At 64.8% G+C, this 16,812-nt stretch carries 19 protein-coding genes; 9 read left to right on the top strand and 10 right to left on the bottom strand.

Annotated features, from left to right (window positions below; all coding sequences use genetic code 11):
* Positions 1 to 31: 31 nt before the first annotated feature.
* The gene (gene tilS / locus HNO52_RS02665; protein WP_197567533.1) at positions 32 to 1,333 is read left to right on the top strand and encodes a tRNA lysidine(34) synthetase TilS; all 1,302 of its coding nucleotides are present in this window, start codon (positions 32 to 34) and stop codon (positions 1,331 to 1,333) included.
* Here the strand turns inward: tilS and HNO52_RS02670 are convergent.
* Complete coding sequence (locus HNO52_RS02670) at positions 1,319 to 2,293, bottom strand: Ppx/GppA family phosphatase (RefSeq protein ID WP_197567534.1); 975 nt, start codon at positions 2,291 to 2,293, stop codon at positions 1,319 to 1,321. The two genes, tilS and HNO52_RS02670, sit on opposite strands and share 15 nt — an antisense overlap.
* A 446-nt stretch (positions 2,294 to 2,739) precedes the next feature.
* On the opposite strand from HNO52_RS02670, the gene rho reads away from it, so the two are divergent.
* From rho to HNO52_RS02700, 7 genes are all read left to right on the top strand, one after another.
* Positions 2,740 to 3,999: a transcription termination factor Rho gene (gene rho / locus HNO52_RS02675; RefSeq protein WP_167112395.1), complete on the top strand. Its 1,260-nt coding sequence runs from the start codon at positions 2,740 to 2,742 to the stop codon at positions 3,997 to 3,999.
* Between the two features lie 73 nt (positions 4,000 to 4,072).
* A complete protein-coding gene (ubiD, locus tag HNO52_RS02680) occupies positions 4,073 to 5,572 on the top strand; it encodes a 4-hydroxy-3-polyprenylbenzoate decarboxylase (protein WP_197567535.1) in 1,500 nt (499 codons plus the stop codon).
* Positions 5,569 to 6,348 (top strand): NAD(P)H-flavin reductase, encoded by a 780-nt coding sequence (locus HNO52_RS02685; RefSeq protein WP_197567536.1) that lies wholly within the window; start codon positions 5,569 to 5,571, stop codon positions 6,346 to 6,348. Before ubiD ends, HNO52_RS02685 begins: the two co-directional genes overlap by 4 nt.
* Positions 6,345 to 7,058 (top strand): dihydromonapterin reductase, encoded by a 714-nt coding sequence (gene folM, locus HNO52_RS02690; RefSeq protein WP_197567537.1) that lies wholly within the window; start codon positions 6,345 to 6,347, stop codon positions 7,056 to 7,058. The genes HNO52_RS02685 and folM overlap by 4 nt, the downstream gene beginning before the upstream one ends.
* 41 nt (positions 7,059 to 7,099) lie before the next feature.
* The gene (locus HNO52_RS21210; RefSeq protein ID WP_269476074.1) at positions 7,100 to 7,225 is read left to right on the top strand and encodes a hypothetical protein; all 126 of its coding nucleotides are present in this window, start codon (positions 7,100 to 7,102) and stop codon (positions 7,223 to 7,225) included.
* 487 nt (positions 7,226 to 7,712) lie between these two features.
* Positions 7,713 to 8,783 carry a 3-deoxy-7-phosphoheptulonate synthase gene (locus tag HNO52_RS02695; protein ID WP_197567538.1) on the top strand — a complete coding sequence of 357 codons (1,071 nt, stop codon included), beginning with the start codon at positions 7,713 to 7,715 and terminating at the stop codon, positions 8,781 to 8,783.
* A 75-nt stretch (positions 8,784 to 8,858) separates the two neighbouring features.
* The gene (locus tag HNO52_RS02700; RefSeq protein ID WP_197567539.1) at positions 8,859 to 9,371 is read left to right on the top strand and encodes a DUF3087 family protein; all 513 of its coding nucleotides are present in this window, start codon (positions 8,859 to 8,861) and stop codon (positions 9,369 to 9,371) included.
* A 2-nt stretch (positions 9,372 to 9,373) separates the two neighbouring features.
* Here the strand turns inward: HNO52_RS02700 and hemB are convergent, their stop codons facing one another.
* Positions 9,374 to 10,372, bottom strand: a complete 999-nt coding sequence (hemB, locus tag HNO52_RS02705) for a porphobilinogen synthase (protein ID WP_442907171.1) — start codon at positions 10,370 to 10,372, stop codon at positions 9,374 to 9,376.
* Positions 10,373 to 10,612: 240 nt separating this feature from the next.
* Between hemB and elbB the strand changes: the two genes are divergently transcribed.
* Complete coding sequence (gene elbB, locus HNO52_RS02710) at positions 10,613 to 11,275, top strand: isoprenoid biosynthesis glyoxalase ElbB (RefSeq protein WP_197567541.1); 663 nt, start codon at positions 10,613 to 10,615, stop codon at positions 11,273 to 11,275.
* A gap of 82 nt (positions 11,276 to 11,357) precedes the next feature.
* On the opposite strand, the gene tatC is transcribed toward elbB, so the two are convergent.
* From tatC to HNO52_RS02750, 8 genes are all read right to left on the bottom strand, one after another.
* Positions 11,358 to 12,152 carry a twin-arginine translocase subunit TatC gene (gene tatC, locus HNO52_RS02715; protein ID WP_197567542.1) on the bottom strand — a complete coding sequence of 265 codons (795 nt, stop codon included), beginning with the start codon at positions 12,150 to 12,152 and terminating at the stop codon, positions 11,358 to 11,360.
* Entirely contained in the window at positions 12,149 to 12,583 is a 435-nt protein-coding gene (tatB, locus tag HNO52_RS02720) for a Sec-independent protein translocase protein TatB (protein ID WP_197567543.1), read from the bottom strand. The genes tatC and tatB overlap by 4 nt, the downstream gene beginning before the upstream one ends.
* A 6-nt stretch (positions 12,584 to 12,589) precedes the next feature.
* A complete protein-coding gene (gene tatA / locus HNO52_RS02725) occupies positions 12,590 to 12,856 on the bottom strand; it encodes a Sec-independent protein translocase subunit TatA (RefSeq protein WP_197567544.1) in 267 nt (88 codons plus the stop codon).
* A 46-nt stretch (positions 12,857 to 12,902) separates the two neighbouring features.
* Positions 12,903 to 13,238 carry a phosphoribosyl-ATP diphosphatase gene (locus tag HNO52_RS02730; protein WP_197567545.1) on the bottom strand — a complete coding sequence of 112 codons (336 nt, stop codon included), beginning with the start codon at positions 13,236 to 13,238 and terminating at the stop codon, positions 12,903 to 12,905.
* A 30-nt stretch (positions 13,239 to 13,268) separates the two neighbouring features.
* Entirely contained in the window at positions 13,269 to 14,891 is a 1,623-nt protein-coding gene (gene ubiB, locus HNO52_RS02735) for a ubiquinone biosynthesis regulatory protein kinase UbiB (protein ID WP_197569070.1), read from the bottom strand.
* Positions 14,891 to 15,529 carry a ubiquinone biosynthesis accessory factor UbiJ gene (locus HNO52_RS02740; RefSeq protein ID WP_197567546.1) on the bottom strand — a complete coding sequence of 213 codons (639 nt, stop codon included), beginning with the start codon at positions 15,527 to 15,529 and terminating at the stop codon, positions 14,891 to 14,893. Before HNO52_RS02740 ends, ubiB begins: the two co-directional genes overlap by 1 nt.
* A gap of 7 nt (positions 15,530 to 15,536) precedes the next feature.
* Positions 15,537 to 16,304, bottom strand: a complete 768-nt coding sequence (gene ubiE / locus HNO52_RS02745; RefSeq protein ID WP_197567547.1) for a bifunctional demethylmenaquinone methyltransferase/2-methoxy-6-polyprenyl-1,4-benzoquinol methylase UbiE — start codon at positions 16,302 to 16,304, stop codon at positions 15,537 to 15,539.
* A gap of 97 nt (positions 16,305 to 16,401) precedes the next feature.
* Positions 16,402 to 16,782 (bottom strand): gamma-butyrobetaine hydroxylase family protein, encoded by a 381-nt coding sequence (locus HNO52_RS02750; protein ID WP_197567548.1) that lies wholly within the window; start codon positions 16,780 to 16,782, stop codon positions 16,402 to 16,404.
* Positions 16,783 to 16,812 lie beyond the last annotated feature (30 nt).

Consider the following 16,812-nt stretch of genomic DNA (forward strand, 5'->3'; position numbering starts at 1 on the left):
GAAGCGGCCCCGCTAGGCCGGAGGTTTCTCAATGTCCCTGCAAGCGACCATCGACGACGCCCTGGCGGAGACCCCGCCGGGGCGTGTCGTCTGGGTTGCGCTCTCCGGCGGGCTGGATTCGAGCCTGCTGCTGACTCTCGCCGCCGAGGCGTGCCGCCGACATCCGCGTCCGCTGCATGCACTGCATGTCCACCACGGGCTGCAACCTGCCGCCGCCGACTTCGAGACTCACTGCCGCCGGCTCGCCTCGCGACTGGGCGTGCCGCTGTTCGTCGAACGCGTGGCGGTCGACCGCCACGCCGGGCTGGGGCTGGAAGGGGCGGCTCGGCGGGCACGCTACGGCGCCTTTTTCCGGCGCGTGGCGCCGGGCGAGACGCTGTGGCTGGCCCAGCACCGTGACGATCAGGCCGAGACCCTCCTGTTGGCCGCTCTGCGCGGCAGCGGGGTGCGTGGCCTGGCAGGCATGCCGCCAGGCCGTGAATGGCAGGGAAGGCGCCTCGAGCGCCCGCTGCTCGCCCGCTCGCGGAACGAACTCGAGGCCGAGGCCGAACAATCCGGACTCGACTGGATCGACGATCCCTCCAACGCCGACGAGACGCTCGACCGCAATTTCCTGCGGCACTCGGTGATACCGCTGCTGGCACAACGTTGGCCGCATGCGGCCGAGGCATTGGCGAGCAGCGCCCGCTGCGCCGCCGAGGCCGATGCGCTGATCGAAGCGTTCGCCACAAGCGACCTGGCCATCCTCGGCGGCGATCCTGCCCGCGTGCCGCTGGCGGGGCTCGTGGCACTTGCGCCGGAACGCCAACGTTCTCTGGTTCGCCATGTCTGTCACCGGCTGGGGCTGACGATGCCGCCGTCGGCGCGTCTCGCAAGCCTGCTGGCCCAGCTCGAGGCGCGTCCGGACGCCCGGGTGCGGGTCGACTGGGGGGATGCCGAGGCACGGGTATGGCGCGGCGACCTCTATCTGCGGCCGAAGAGCGCAGACATGGCATCGGATTGGCGTGCTGAGTGGAATGGCATGGCACCGTTGCCATTGCCCTGGGGGGGGCTGCAGGCTGCATTGGCTCCGGCCGACGGTCGCCCGGTGGCGCTGACCCTGACGGCACGGCAAGGAGGGGAGCGGCTGCGTCTGGCGGGGCGGGGAGGGCGCGATCTAAAGCGTCTGTTGCAGGAGATGAGCGTGCCGCCCTGGGAGCGCGAGCGGCTGCTGGTGGCCTGGTGCGACGGTACGCCCGTTGCGGCGTTTCAGCCCGACTCGGCACGCTGGTTGGCGGTGGCCGAAGGGTGGCGAGCTTCGGTTGCGAGGAGTGAGGCCTCAGTGCTGGCGTGAGATATCGCGGGCCAGCATGTCGTGCAGCACGCCTTCGCGCAGCGCGCCGTCGGCATAGCGCATCGTGGTCAGCTCGAGGGCTTCGAAAATCGCTCCGAGAATTGCCACGCCGGCGGGAAAGATACGCGCGCGGTCGGGCTTGAGCCCCTCCAGGGCGACCCGATCGAGATGTCCGCATTCGATCAACCGCTGACGCAGCTCCAGCAAGCCACTCCGGCTGATCTCACAGGGTGTGCCACCACTGGCGGCAAGCACCGAGGCGGCCGCCTTTATGGTGCCGCTGGAGCCCAGTGCCTCGTCCCAGCCCAGTTCGCTGTAACTCACCCGGAGTGACGCAAGCTGTGCCAGAACGTCCGCTTCGGCCTGGCCCATGCGCGCTTCGCTCAGTTGGCCATCGGCAAAATGGCGCTGGGTATGAGTGACGCAACCGATGTCGAGGCTCTCCAGCTTCAGCGGTTTCAATTTCTCGCCGACGATGAACTCGGTGGAGCCACCGCCGATATCCACGACCAGGCGACGGCCGTTCTCGGCCAAGGTATGGGCCGCGCCCAGGTAGATCAGGCGGGCTTCCTCGTGCCCGGGGATCACCTCGATACGACAGCCCAGCAATGCTTCGGCACGCTCAATGAAAGTTTGACGATTGCGAGCTGTACGCAGCGCGCTGGTGCCCACCACGCGCAGGCGCTCGGCAACCACGCCTTCCAGCAGGGGGGCGAAGCGGGAGAGACACGCCATGGCGCGCTGCATCGAGGCTTCGTCCAGATGGTTGGCGGCATCCAGGCCGGCGGCCAGTTGTACCTTCTCGCCCAGTCGGGCTACGACCTCGAGCCGATCGTCCCGGTAATGCGCCACCAGCAGATGAAAGCTGTTGGAACCCAGATCGATCGCGGCCAGGCGTTGTTCCTGTTGCACACTGGAGGCGTCGCTGGCGAGGTTGGGCCGTTCCGTGGGTGAGTTCATCGAAGCATCCTGATAGCGAATGGCTAAAGGGTGCGGCGACTCACGGAGCGTGTCAATCGCACAAGGTTTATCTACGGGGTTGCGTTCCTCGCCGGCCTTGACTAACATCGGGTCGTTCGCCTGTTCCGAATGCTTTCCGACCGCGTCGCGGTCAACATCAAGTCGTCAGACAGCCCCTTCTTGTCGCTCGTTGTCATGTGCCGTAGCCATGGTGGCACCTGAAACGCACCAGGCGATGAACTCAGGTGACAAAGAAGCGCTGCTCCCTCGAACACGATACCGTGCGACGATCCCTTCGCAGAGTGGTCGTACAGCCACGAGCATCGCTCATGAGCGGCAGCTCTCCCGGGCTCTGAACGCACTCAAGCGGCGCACCGTTCTTTTTTCGCACCACTCCCACGGCCGCCGTGCCGCCACGCTGACATGAGCAAATTCCGAACGCACCGATGAATCTTACCGAACTCAAGCAAAAATCCGTGCCGGACCTTCTGGAGATCGCCCGTGAAATGGGCATCGACAACCTGGCCCGCTCGCGCAAGCAGGACATCATCTTCGCCATCCTCAAGAAGCACGCCAAGAGCGGCGAGGACATCTACGGCGATGGTGTACTGGAAATCCTCCAGGACGGCTTCGGCTTCCTGCGCAGTGCCGACAGCTCCTACCTGGCCGGCCCCGACGACATCTACGTCTCACCGTCGCAGATACGTCGCTTCAATCTGCGCAAGGGCGATTCGATTTCCGGCAAGATTCGTCCGCCGAAGGAAGGGGAGCGCTACTTCGCGCTGCTCAAGGTCAGCCAGATCAACTTCGACAAGCCGGAAAACGCCAAGCACAAGATCCTGTTCGAGAACCTCACGCCGCTGTTCCCCCAGGAGCGGCTTCGCATGGAGATCGGCAACGGTTCCACCGAGGATCTCACCGCACGCATCATCGATCTCACCGCACCCATCGGCAAGGGCCAGCGCGGCCTGATCGTCTCGCCGCCCAAGGCGGGCAAGACGCTGATGCTGCAGAACATCGCCACCTCGATCACGCGCAACAATCCCGAGTGCCACTTGATCGTGCTGTTGATCGACGAACGCCCGGAAGAAGTGACCGAGATGTCGCGCACCGTGCGCGGCGAGGTGGTCGCCTCGACCTTCGACGAGCCGCCGGCACGCCACGTGCAGGTCGCCGAGATGGTCATCGAGAAGGCCAAGCGCCTGGTCGAGCACAAGAAGGACGTGGTGATCCTGCTCGACTCCATTACCCGCCTGGCACGCGCCTACAACACCGTGGTGCCGAGCTCCGGCAAGGTTCTCACCGGCGGTGTCGACGCCCACGCCCTGGAAAAGCCCAAGCGCTTCTTCGGTGCCGCACGTAACATTGAGGAAGGCGGCAGCCTGACCATCATCGCCACCGCGCTGGTCGATACCGGCTCGAAGATGGACGAGGTGATCTTCGAGGAGTTCAAGGGCACCGGCAACATGGAAGCCCACCTGGACCGCAAGCTCGCCGAGCGACGCGTCTATCCGGCCCTCAACATTCGCCGTTCGGGCACCCGTCGCGAGGACCTGATCGCCTCCGAGGACGAGATGCAGCGCATGTGGATCCTGCGCAAGCTGCTCAACCCGATGGACGACACCGCGGCGACGGAATTCCTCATCGACCGCTTGAAAGATACCAAGACGAACCTGGAATTCTTCGAGGCAATGAAGCGCCGCTAGACAGGATCGGGCGGTGCGCAAAGGGGCGGCATGCTATGCTGCCCCTTTCGTCGTTCCGGAAACGGGAAATCGAATGAAGTACAATGACCTGCGCGACTTCATGAAGGCCCTGGAGGCCCAGGGCGAGCTGATACGCGTGAGCGCCGAGGTGGACCCCTATCTCGAGATCACCGAGATATGCGATCGCACCTTGCGCGCCGGCGGCCCGGCGCTGCTGTTCGAGAACGTCAAAGGCCACGACATGCCGCTGCTGGGTAATCTGTTCGGCACGCCGAAGCGGGTCGCCATGGGCATGGGCCAGGACTCGGTCTCGGCTTTGCGCGAGGTAGGCGAGCTGCTCGCCTTCCTCAAGGAGCCCGAACCGCCCAAGGGCTTCCGTGACGCCTGGGACAGGTTGCCGATCTTCAAGCAGGTGATGAGCATGGGACCGAAGACGGTGCGCTCGGCGCCGGTGCAGCAGGTAGTGCTCGAAGGCGACGACGTCGACCTCGACCGCCTGCCGATCCAGCACTGCTGGCCGGGCGATGCCGCCCCGCTGATCACCTGGCCGCTGGTAGTGACCCGCGGGCCGCACAAGAAGCGCCAGAACCTGGGGATCTACCGCCAGCAGAAGCTTTCCAAAAACCGCCTGATCATGCGCTGGCTGTCCCATCGCGGCGGCGCGCTCGACTTCCAGGAGTCTCAGCAGACGAACCCGGGGGAGCCGTTCCCGGTGGCGGTGGCGCTGGGTGCCGACCCGGCCACCATCCTCGGCGCGGTGACTCCGGTGCCGGATTCGCTCTCCGAGTACGCCTTCGCCGGCCTCCTGCGCGGCTCGCGCACCGAGCTGGTCAAGTGCGGGCATGCCGATCTCGAGGTGCCGGCCTCGGCCGAGATCATCCTCGAAGGCTTCATCTATCCCGACGATATGGCTCCGGAAGGACCCTACGGCGATCATACCGGCTACTACAACGAGGTCGACGAGTTCCCGGTATTCACCGTGACGCGCATGACCATGCGCCGCGACGCCATCTATCACTCGACTTACACCGGGCGGCCGCCCGACGAGCCGGCGATACTGGGCCTCGCGCTCAATGAAGTGTTCGTGCCTATCCTGCGCAAGCAGTTTCCCGAGATCGTCGACTTCTACCTGCCGCCGGAGGGTTGCTCCTACCGCATGGCGGTGGTGACCATGAGGAAGCAGTACCCGGGACACGCCAAGCGCGTGATGATGGGTGTGTGGAGCTTCCTGCGCCAGTTCATGTACACCAAGTTCGTGGTGGTGCTCGACGACGACGTCGACGCCCGCGACTGGAAGGACGTGATCTGGGCCATTACTACCCGCATGGATCCGGCTCGGGATACCGTGCTGGTCGAGAATACGCCCATCGACTATCTCGACTTTGCCTCGCCGGTGGCAGGGCTGGGCTCTAAGATGGGGCTGGACGCCACCAGCAAGTGGCCCGGCGAAACCGACCGGGAATGGGGCACGCCCATCGTCATGGACGAGGCCGTCAAGGCCCGCGTCAGCGAGCGCTGGAACGAACTGGGCATCAGCCTCCCCCCTCACCCTGACGACAAGAGGCTTGCATGACCCCGAGGACCCTGACCTGCCAGGTAACGGCGGTGGAGGACCTGACCCCCGACGTGTTCCGCGTGCACCTGGAGGGGCGCGCCGAGGCCATGGCCCACGATCCGGGCCAGTATCTCGAGCTGAAGCTGGACGACGACGTTTGGGTGCCTTTCTCCATTGCCAGTGCCCATACCGGTGACGGCACCCTGGAGCTGCACATTCAGCATTGGCCGGAGCGTGAGAACTCCGCCCGTCTGCGCGAGCTGATCGTGGTGGCGCATCACCTCACGGTACGCCTGCCGGGAGGTGACTGCGTACTGGATTCGTCCAGCCGGCGGCCGCTGCTGCTGGTCGCGGCCGGCACCGGCTTCGCCCAGATGAAGGCGATCGTCGAGGCCTCGCTGCATGAGGCGCCGGAGCGGCCCATCGAGCTGTGGTGGGCGTCCCGCGAGCGGCGCGACCTCTATCTGGAGAGCCTGCCGCAGGAGTGGGCCGAGCAGCATGACAACGTGCGCTTCCATGTGGTTACCGAGGTGGCGCCGGAGCCCCCGGTCACCGGTGTGCGGGTCGAGGGGCATCATGGCCGCATCGACCAGGCGTTGGCCGCCGCGCTCGACGACGTCAGTGGCCATGATGTCTATCTCTCCGGCTCGCCGGGCATGGTCTATGCCTGCGTCGACGTATTGGCCTCGTTGGGCCTCGAGCCATCGCGGGTCTTTTCCGACGTCTTCGCTTACGCTCCACGTCAGCCGCTGGTGCCAACCGCCGGCGTGTTGCGTCGGGGAAGTGCCGGATGAGCGCCGCGCCGATCCTAATCACCGGTGGTGCCCAGCGTCTGGGGCGCCACTGTGCCGAGCGATTGATCGACGACGGCCACCCGGTGATCATCAGCTACCGCCGCGAGCGTCCCGAACTCGAGGCGCTGCGGGGCCGTGGCATCGTCACCCTGCAGGCGGATTTCGCCACCGAAGCGGGCATTCTCGATTTCATAACTCGGCTCAAGGCCGAGACGACGAGGCTCAGGGCCATCGTGCACAACGCTGGCGACTGGGTGGCAGACAGCGCGGGTGATGATGCCGGTGCCGATTTCGAGCGCCTGTTCCGCGTGCACATGCTGGCGCCCTACCTGATCAACCTGCACTGTCGCGAACTGCTCGACGCCTGCGGCGAGCCCCAGCGCGACATCGTGCACATGACCGACTACGTGGCCCGGAAGGGCTCGAGAAGGCATGCCGCCTATGCCGCCACCAAGGCCGGGCTCGAGAACCTGACGCTCTCGTTCGCGGCCATGTATGCGCCGGCGATCCAGGTCAATGCCATCGCGCCGGCCTTGATCATGCTGAGCGAGAATGATGATGCGGACTACGCCGAGCAGGCCAGGGCCAAGTCGGCGATGGGCACGGTCCCGGGGCCGGGCGTGATCTATCAGAGCCTTCGCTACCTGCTCGACAATCGCTACGTCACCGGGATCACGCTGCCGGTCGATGGCGGACGCCACCTCCGCTAGAATACGCTTTCCCACTGACAATTCGAGAACGAGGAGCCAACATGGCGAACGACCATGACTTCAAGGATGACAGCGGCCTGCTGTCGATAGTGCTGGGCCTGGTGGTGTTGGTCAGCATGAGCGCACTGCCGGCCACGATCGGCTGGTACCAGGTAGTCACGGGCTGACGGCCACGCTTGCCAAGCCTGCCGCGATCCGGCACGATGAAGGCTGAACATCGGGAGAGCACCATGACACCGACCACCCATCGATACGCCAATGCCTGTCACCGTGCTATGAGCGCGGTGTCGGCGCGTCATGTCGGCTTCGGCGGTCAGTACTGGTATTGGTTTAGTGCCGGTGTGCCCGTGGCCGGGTCCTGAGCCAGGACAGCTACGCAGGCACACCCTAAACGGGTTGCCTCCCCAGAAACCCCCGGTCGGCAACCCCGACCGGGGGTTTTGCGTTGTAAAACCCCTATAATTCAACCAGAGGAGACGTACCATGACCGCACGCCGCGCCACTTTCGCCGCTCAAGCCCGTCACGACTATTATGGCTGGTGCTATGGCTGGCGATTTAGCGCCGCGCGGTCGGTCCAGTGCGCCACCTCCGACCGTGAGATCACCGGTGGCACGACGACACGATGTTTACCGATCTCACGGAGTTGATACTGCATGAACGCCCCCGCTTCTCTTGCCGAACGTCTGACCGACCGTCAGCCTACCGATATCCGCCGTACCGACATGACCCTGCCGACTCCCGGTGAGCTGCGCCAGCGCCTGCCCTTGACAGCACCGCTGGTTGAGCGCCTCTGCGCCCAGCGACGAGCCATTCACGATATCGTCAGCGGTCGCGACGACCGTATGTTGGTGGTGGTCGGCCCCTGCTCGATACATGACCCCCTGGCCGCACTGGAGTACGCGCGCCGGCTAGCCGAACTTTCGCCGCAGATTTCCGACCGCCTGCTGCCGGTCATGCGTGTCTACGTGGAGAAGCCACGTACCACGGTGGGGTGGAAGGGGCTCGCCTACGACCCCGACCTGGACGGCAGTGGCGATATGGCCCGCGGCCTGCACCTCTCGCGCCACCTGATGCATGAAGTCGCCATGCTGGGCCTGCCGGTGGCCACCGAGGTCCTGCAGCCGATGCTGGCTGCCTACCTCGACGACATGCTGGCTTGGGTCGCCATCGGGGCCCGCACCACCGAGTCGCAGCTGCATCGCGAGCTTGCCAGTGGCCTCGAAGCGGCAGTGGGCTTCAAGAACGCGACCAGCGGCGACGTGGGCGTTGCGGTGGACGCCATCCATGCAGCGGCACATCCGCATCGGCATTTCGGTCTCGACGAGCAGGGGCGGCCCGCGCTGTGCGAGACCATGGGCAATCCTCACGCACACGTGGTGCTACGCGGAGGCCACCGGGGGCCCAACCACGATAGCGTCTCGGTACGTGCTGCCCGCGCAGCGCTGGAGGGCGCCGGCCTGCCGGCACGGCTGATGGTCGACTGCAGTCATGCCAACGCACGCAAGGATCATCGTCGCCAGGCCGAGGTGCTGCGCGACGTGGTGGCGCAGCGCGCAGCAGGCGAATCCTCGTTGATGGGGTTGATGCTCGAGAGCCACCTGGAGGAGGGGCGCCAGGAGCTGGTTCCCGGTGCGCTGCGCCACGGCGTCTCGGTGACCGACCCCTGCCTGGGCTGGCAGGCTACCGAGACCTTGCTGCTGGAAGCGGCCGAGCGGCTACGCTGACTCGGTCACGGGCGACTGTACCTCGGCGGGCGATGCCGGGATAATCCCGGCATCGCGTCGCCACAGGAGCCCCGCATGCCGTTTACCTTCGAATACCATGACCCCGAGACCTACCGCCGCAAGGCCAGGATCATCAGCATCGCCATGGCCGGCCAGTTGATCGTCTTCGGCCTGGTATTTTCCCAATTACTGGTGGCGAGCTTCGGCTCCAGCCTGTGGCTCAACGCGTTAGGCGTATTTCTCGGACTGCTGTTCACCAGCCTGACCTTCGCCGTGCTACGCGAGCGCCCGTGGATGAATGAGATGCGCTATGTCTGGCAGCTCAAGCAGCATCTCTCCCGGCTCAGCGGTTACCTCACCACCCTGCGCCGCGAAATGGATCAGGGCAACGGCGTAGCCCTGCATCTGATGACCGCTTACCATCAGGGCATGGCCCAGCTAGCCGAGCTCAACGGCCGCACTCTCGATGACGACGCCGAGCTGATCGGCGAGCGGGCCAAGATCGGCCGGCTTCGCGAAGAGCGCGGATTGCCCGCCCAGGTCGAAGGCTTCGACCCCCACGACCTGGCGGCCTTCAAGCGCAGTTGAGACTAGCCGGCCAACAGGCGAGCGGCGCGCTTGGCGAAGTAGGTCAGCACGCCATCGGCGCCGGCGCGTTTGAAGCAAGTCAGCGACTCGAGGATGACCTCGTCGGCCTCGAGCCAGCCGTTATCGAAGGCGGCCATGTGCATGGCGTATTCACCGCTTACCTGATAGGCGTAGGTGGGCACCCGGAGTTCGTCCTTGACGCGTCGCACCACGTCTAGGTAGGGCATGCCGGGCTTGACCATCACCATGTCGGCCCCCTCGGCCAGGTCCAGCGCCACTTCGTGCAGCGCCTCATCGCTGTTGGCAGGGTCCATCTGGTAGGTGCGCTTGTCGGCCTTGCCCAGGTTGGCGGCCGATCCCACCGCGTCACGAAAGGGACCGTAGTAGCGCGAGGCGTACTTGGCGCTGTAGGCCATGATGCGTACGTTGTGCAGGTGCTCCTGCTCCAGCACCTGGCGGATCTCGCCGATACGGCCATCCATCATGTCCGAGGGGGCGACCACATCGGCGCCGGCCTCGGCGTGGGAGAGCGCCTGCTTGAGCAGCGTCTCTACGGTGCGATCATTGAGCACGTAGCCACTGTCGTCGATGATGCCGTCCTGGCCGTGAATGGTGTAAGGGTCGAGAGCCACATCGGTGATGATGCCGAGCTCCGGCACGGCAGCCTTGAGCGCACGCACACTGCGCTGGACCAGGCCATTGGCGTTGTACGCTTCTTCGGCCAGTTCGCTCTTCAGCGTTTGATCCACCACCGGAAACAGAGCCAGGGCCGGGATGCCGAGATCGTATGCTTCGTGCGCTTCCTCGATCAAAAGATCCAGCGACAGCCGCTCCACGCCCGGCATCGAGGGGACGGCCTCGCGGCGCTTTTCGCCGTCGAGGACGAACACCGGCCAGATCAGGTCGGCAGCGGTAAGGGTCGATTCGCGCATCAGGCGGCGCGAGAAATCGTCGCGGCGCATGCGCCGCATGCGCGCGGCGGGGAACTGGCGTGTGGTCATGAAACTCAAGATGCTCTACTCCAGCTGTGGGGCGCCGTTTCGCCATTGACCATGACGTAACGGATGTGTGCCCCGGCAAGGGTGACAGTGCGATGCGTTCGAATGGGTTTCATCGAGTATATCAGCGCCACCCTGCGCGGGAAGTCACGCCTTGTCGCACCCGGCCCGACTCTCTAAAGTGTGGGCTCAGGATTCAGGCAGAGCCCTTCATTCGAGGCGCCTCATTACAAGGAGAAAGGCATGAGCAAACAAGTGGCGGTCATACTGTCGGGCTGCGGTGTCCAGGACGGCTCGGAGATCTACGAGACTACCCTGACCCTGTTGCGGCTGGATCAGTTGGGCATCGGCTATCGCTGCTTCGCCCCCGACATCATGCAGCTTCACGTGATCGATCACCGTAGCGGCGACATCATTGAAGGCGAGTCGCGCAGCGTACTGGTCGAATCGGCTCGCCTGGCACGGGGCAACATAGCGCCGCTGGAGGAGCTGGAGGTCGACGAGTTCGACGCGGTGATTCTTCCCGGTGGGTTCGGTGCGGCCAAGAATCTGTCGAACTTTGCCGAAGCCGGTAGCGACATGGAGCCGCTGCCGGAACTGGTCGAGGCGCTGGCGCCGTTTTACCAGGCACGCAAGCCCATCGGCCTGATGTGCATCACTCCTGCCCTGGTGCCCAAGGTATTGGGACCCGGCATCGCCGTGACCGTCGGCCACGACCCCGGCGTCTCTGGTGCGATCAGCTCCATGGGCGGCTTGCATCGCAGCTGCGGCGTCGAGGATATCGTAGTTGATTTCGAAAACCGTGTGGTGACTACGCCGGCCTATATGCTGGCCACCCGGATCGGCGAGGCCGCCACGGGGATCTTCAAGCTGGTCGACCGTATCGACGAGCTGATGGATCTCTGAGCGTCGCCAGCCGTTATGCAAGACGCCCCCGCTCCGATCCGAGCGGGGGCGTCTTGCTTCATGAGAAAGTCTGCCAGGTCAGTCAGGCGTCGTCACGCCCCTTCAGCGGTGCCGTTTCCTCGGGCTCCTCCGACCTGGACCTCCGGCGCCGCACCAGGCGACCGAACAGGATGCCCACTTCATAGAGAAGGTACATGGGAATCGCCAGCAGACTCTGCGAGATCACATCGGGAGGTGTCAGCAGCATGCCGATCACGAAACAGCACAGAATGATGTAGGGCCGTTTCTTCGTCAGGCTTTCTACCGTGGTGGCGCCGGACAGGATCAGCAGAAAGGTGGCGATGGGGATTTCGAAGGCCACGCCGAAGGCGAAGAACATCTTGAGTACGAAGTTCAGGTACTGGTTGATGTCGGTCATCACCGCCACGTCCTCCGGCCCGGTCTGGGTGAAGAACTTGAACAGCAGCGGAAAGACCACATAGTAGGCGAAAGCGGCGCCGGCGTAGAACAGCCCTACGCTGGAGGCCAGCAGCGGCAGGGCCAGCGATTTCTCGTTGTCGTAGAGCCCAGGGGCGACGAAGGCCCAGGCTTGGTGCAGCACGAAAGGAATGGCGATGAAAACCGCCACCACCAGGGTCAGCTTGAACGGAGCCAGGAACGGCGAGGCCACTTCGGTAGCGATCATCTGCGCCCCCTCCGGCAGCAAGCCCATCAGCGGCTGCGCCACGAAGGTGTAGATTTCGTTGGCGAATGGGTAGAGCCCCAGGAAGATCACCAAAACTGCCACCACGGCACGCAGCAGGCGCGAACGCAGTTCGATCAGGTGCTCTATCAAGGGGGCCTGGCCAAGTTCCTGCTTGTCGTCGGAGTCGCTCATCGGGAAGCGGCGTCCTTGTCATCGTCGGGGGGAGAGGGCACGTTGTCCGGGGTCCTGGCGCTGGCCAGTGCATCGTCGAGCCGCTTCGATGCCGGTGGCGTTTCGCTGTCGGGCTCACGCGCCGGCACCTCGGTCCGCTCGTCGTTGCCCTTGCGTGGCGTCGACGAGGTGGGTTCGGCGATGCTCTCCACGTCGCGCTTGGCCTTGTTCAGGCTCTCGTCGAGCTTGGTCTGCTGCTCCTTGAGCTTCTGACGCAGCTCCTCCGCTTCGAGCTGAGAGTTGATCTCGCGCTGCATGCTCGACACGGTGCGCTTGATCTTGCCCACCCATAGCCCCACGGTGCGCGCCGCCTTGGGCAGGCGCTCGGGGCCGAGCACGAGCAGGCCCACGATGCCGAGGATCAGGAGTTCGAGAAAGCCGATATCGAACATGGAGGCTTACTTGCGCTCTTCTCGTTCCTCGACGCTGTCCGCCGCCTTCTTCTCCTCGGCGTGAACGTCATAGGTGTTGGGCTGCTCTTCGTGGCTCACCTTGGCCTGCGTCTTGCCGTCCTTGTCTTTGCCTTCCTCGTTGACGGCCTGCTTGAAGCCTTTGACCGCACCGCCCAGGTCGGAGCCGACGTTACGCAGCTTCTTGGTGCCGAAGATCAGAATGATGATGCCGAGTACGATCAGCAGTTGCCAGATACTGATGCCACCTAACATGGAGGTTACCTCTGAGTCGGGTTTCCGGCGGATCCGGAAGCCAATTTTACTTTGACCTTGCGGCCTTCTCTTCGTGCCCGGAAATTCCGAAGCGTCGGGCCAACTCGTCTAGCACGTCCCGGTGGTCGAGTCCGAGATGCGAAAGCATCACCAGGCTATGAAACCACAGGTCGGCGGTTTCGGCGACCACTGCCTTGCGTTCGGCGTCGCCACCCGCTTCGGCATCCTTGGCTGCCAGCAGGGTTTCCGTGGCTTCCTCGCCGACCTTTTCGAGTATCTTGTTTAGCCCCTTGTCATGCAAGGCGGCCACGTAGGATTCGGTGGGGTCGGCGCTGCGGCGTTGGCTCAGCACGTCGAAGAGTTCATCGAGAATATCATGCATGCAGGCGACTCCCATTGCGATGGATCAAGTTCACTGCCAGGCCAGCAGCACGAGGCCAAGCAGCCCGGCGACAAGCACCGGCCAGGGTTGGCCCGCGGCCCATTCGGTCAGCGGCTGCCAGGCAAGTGCCAGCCCGGCCAGCAGCACCCCCAGGCGCATGCGGCGCCCGCCGCGGCGGCCTTCGCGAAGCTGGTGCTGAATGCCGCCCAGGGCCAGGGCTTGGCGGCGGCGCTGGCGATGCTCGTGTTCGATGCGGCTGAGGGCGTGGTGGGCCACACTCGGCAGCTCGGGGAGCTGGCGTGACAGCTCCGGTGCCTGGCGCTTGAGTGACTCCCACAGGCCCGTCGCCCCGGCGCGCTCGTGCATCCAGCGTTCCAGGTAAGGCTTGGCGGTGCTCCATAGATCGAGGTCGGGATACAGCTGGCGCCCCAACCCCTCGATGTTGAGCAGGGTCTTCTGCAGCAGCACCAGCTGCGGCTGGACCTCCATGTTGAACCGCCGTGCAGTCTGGAACAGCCCCAGCAACACCTGACCGAAGGAGATGTCCTTCAGCGGCTTCTCCAGGATCGGTTCGCATACCGTGCGGATGGCGGCGGCGAACTCGTTGGCCCGGGTATCTTCGCCCACCCAGCCCGACTCGATGTGCAGCGCGGCGACCTCATAGTAGTCCTGACGGAAGAAGGCGAGCAGGTTGCGTGCCAGGTAGTCCTGGTCCTCGCGGGTCAGGCTGCCGACGATGCCGCAGTCGATGGCGATGTACTGGGGGTCGTGAGGGTGCTCGCGGGCGACGAAGATGTTGCCCGGATGCATGTCGGCGTGAAAGAAGTTGTCGCGAAACACCTGGGTGAAGAAGATCTCCACACCGCGCTCGGCCAGGCGCTTGAGGTCGGTGCCCTGGGCCCTCAGCGCGGTGATGTCGGCCACCGGTATGCCGTGAATGCGTTCTTGCACCATGACCCGTCGGCGGGTATGCGACCAGTGCACCGTGGGCACGTGAAGCAGCGGCGAATCCTTGAAGTTGCGCTTGAGCTGCGAAGTGTTCGCCGCTTCCTTGAGTAGGTCTAGCTCGTCGAACAGGGTCGCCTCGTAGTCGCGCACCACTTCCACCGGCCGCAGTCGACGCGCTTCGGGAATCAGGGTCAGCAGACCGGCCACCCGGTACATCAGCGCCATGTCCTGGCGCATGACGCGATCGATGGCTGGGCGGATGATCTTGACCACCACATCTTCACCGCCGTGCAGGCGAGCGGCATGCACCTGAGCAATGGAGGCCGACGCCAGCGATTCGGGCTCGAAATGGGCAAAGGCGACATCCAGCGGCATGCGCAGCTCGGACTCCACCAGCGCCCTGGCTTCATCGCCGGGGAAGGGCGGCACCTGGTCCTGCAGCCGCCTCAGCTCGTTGGCGATCTCCTCGGGTAGCAGGTCGCGGCGTGTTGAGAGCAACTGACCGAACTTGACGAAGATCGGGCCCAGCGACTCCAGTGCCAGACGCAGACGCTCACCACCCGTGCGACGTCCCACCGGCACCAGGCGCAGCGGCGAGAGCAGGAAGGCCAGGCGCAGCCACCAGGGCAGGCGCTGCAGCGGTAGCAGAGTATCGAGGCGGTAGCGGGTGATAACCCACATGATGCGCAGCAGGCGAAGCCCCATCATGGCGCGGCCTCGTGTTCCAACCGACGTCGCAGCCTGGCCAGTCGGGCGTCGAGACGGTCGGTGGCAACCTCCAGCTCGGTGAGATGGTCGCGCAGGGCCTCGAGCTGGTGACGTCCGGGTAGCAGGCGCGCTTCCTCGAACACGTACTCGGCGATATCGGCACGCATCTCCTGCTGGGCGCGCAGGCCCCAGCGGGCCATGCGCCTCAATCCCTCGGCCAGGCTGTGTGCAGGCACGTCACCCAGCCATTGGGCGAGTTCTCCCTCCCAATCGATATCGAGGTCGACAAACAGGTCGCGAACTTCCTCGAGCAGATGTACCCGCCCACGCACCGCCAGGCGCCCACGAAACATCAACCGCTCCATCGATTCGCCGCCCAGTAGCTCCCCCAGTGTCTCGGCATCGAGCTCGACCACGGCATCGGCGCTGCTCTCGTCGGGCGCTTCCTGACGCATCAAGTCGACGCCATAGTGATGGAAACTCAGCAGCAGGGCCAGGGAGGGGCGCTCCAGACGCAGCAGCACCCGGCTACCGGACAGCCGTGCCAGGCGCGCGGGCGCGGCCAGATCGCGGGCGAGCAGGGCATTGAGGGTACGCTCGATGCCGGCCAGCAGCAGGGTCGGAGTCAACGTCATTGCGCCCTCAGAGCTTGATGCCGCGATGCAGGGCGACGATGCCCCCGGTGAGGTTGGTGTACTCGACCCGCTCCAGGCCCGCCGCTTCCATCATGTCCTTGAGCGTTTCCTGGTCGGGGTGCATGCGAATCGACTCGGCCAGGTAGCGATAGCTGTCGGAGTCGCCCGCCACCATCTGGCCCATGAAGGGCAGCAGGCGGAAGGAGTACTCGTCGTAGGCGCGGGTCAGCATGGGGTTGTTCGGCTTGGAGAACTCCAGCACCAGCAGGCGGCCGCCGGGCTTGAGCACGCGAGCCATGGAGCGCAGCGCGGCGTCCTTGTCAGTGACGTTGCGCAGGCCGAAGGCGATGGTGATGCAGTCGAAGCTGTTATCGGGAAACGGCAGGCATTCGGCGTTGGCTTGAACATACTCGACGTTGCCGCCGACGCCGTTGTCGAGCAGCTTGTCGCGGCCGACCCGCAGCATCGATTGGTTGATATCGGCCAGCACTACACGGCCACGAGGACCGACCATGCGTGAGAACTTCAGCGTCAAGTCGCCGGTGCCGCCGGCAATATCGAGTACGCTATGCCCCGGCCGTACCCCGCTGCGCTCGATAGTGAGGCGCTTCCACAGCCGGTGGATACCCAGCGACATGAGGTCGTTCATGACGTCGTAGCGCGCCGCCACGGAGTGGAAGACATCGGCCACGCGCGAGGCCTTTTCCTCTACAGGCACTTCCTGGTAGCCGAAGTGGGTGGTGCGCTGGTCCCCAGGGGTGGAGTGAGGGCTCATGCGAAAAAGGCTCCCGAATCGCTGCGGAAAGGTGAGGAACGGACCTCAATTTGCGCCCTATTGTAGCCTCCCCCCGGCTTCCTTGTCTTTGACCCCGCTACAGTTGCTTGATCTCGATGCCCAGCGGCTCGCGGCTGGCGCCGGCTTTCTCCAGGCGCTCGAGATAATCCGCCCAGTAGGTCTCGCGGTTCTGGATCAGCTCGAATAGGTAGTCCCAGCTGTACAGGCCGCTGTCGTGGCCGTCGTCGAAGGCGAGCTTGATGGCATAGCGACCCACCGGCTCGACGTTCTTGAGACCGACGTCCTTCTTGCCCACCTGCAGCACGGCCTGGCTGGGGTGATGGCCGCGCACCTCGGCGGAGGGGGAGTAGACGCGCAGGTATTCCACCGGCAGCCGATGGCTCTCGTCGTCGTAGGTGAGCTCCAGCTCGCGGGCCTTCTTGTGATAATGGATCTTGGTGGGAATGGGGGCGGTCATGGGCATCTCCAGTGAGACGTAAGACAGAAG

It is taken from the genome of Halomonas sp. MCCC 1A13316, assembly GCF_014931605.1.
In the GTDB taxonomy this organism is placed as follows: Bacteria; Pseudomonadota; Gammaproteobacteria; order Pseudomonadales; family Halomonadaceae; genus Halomonas.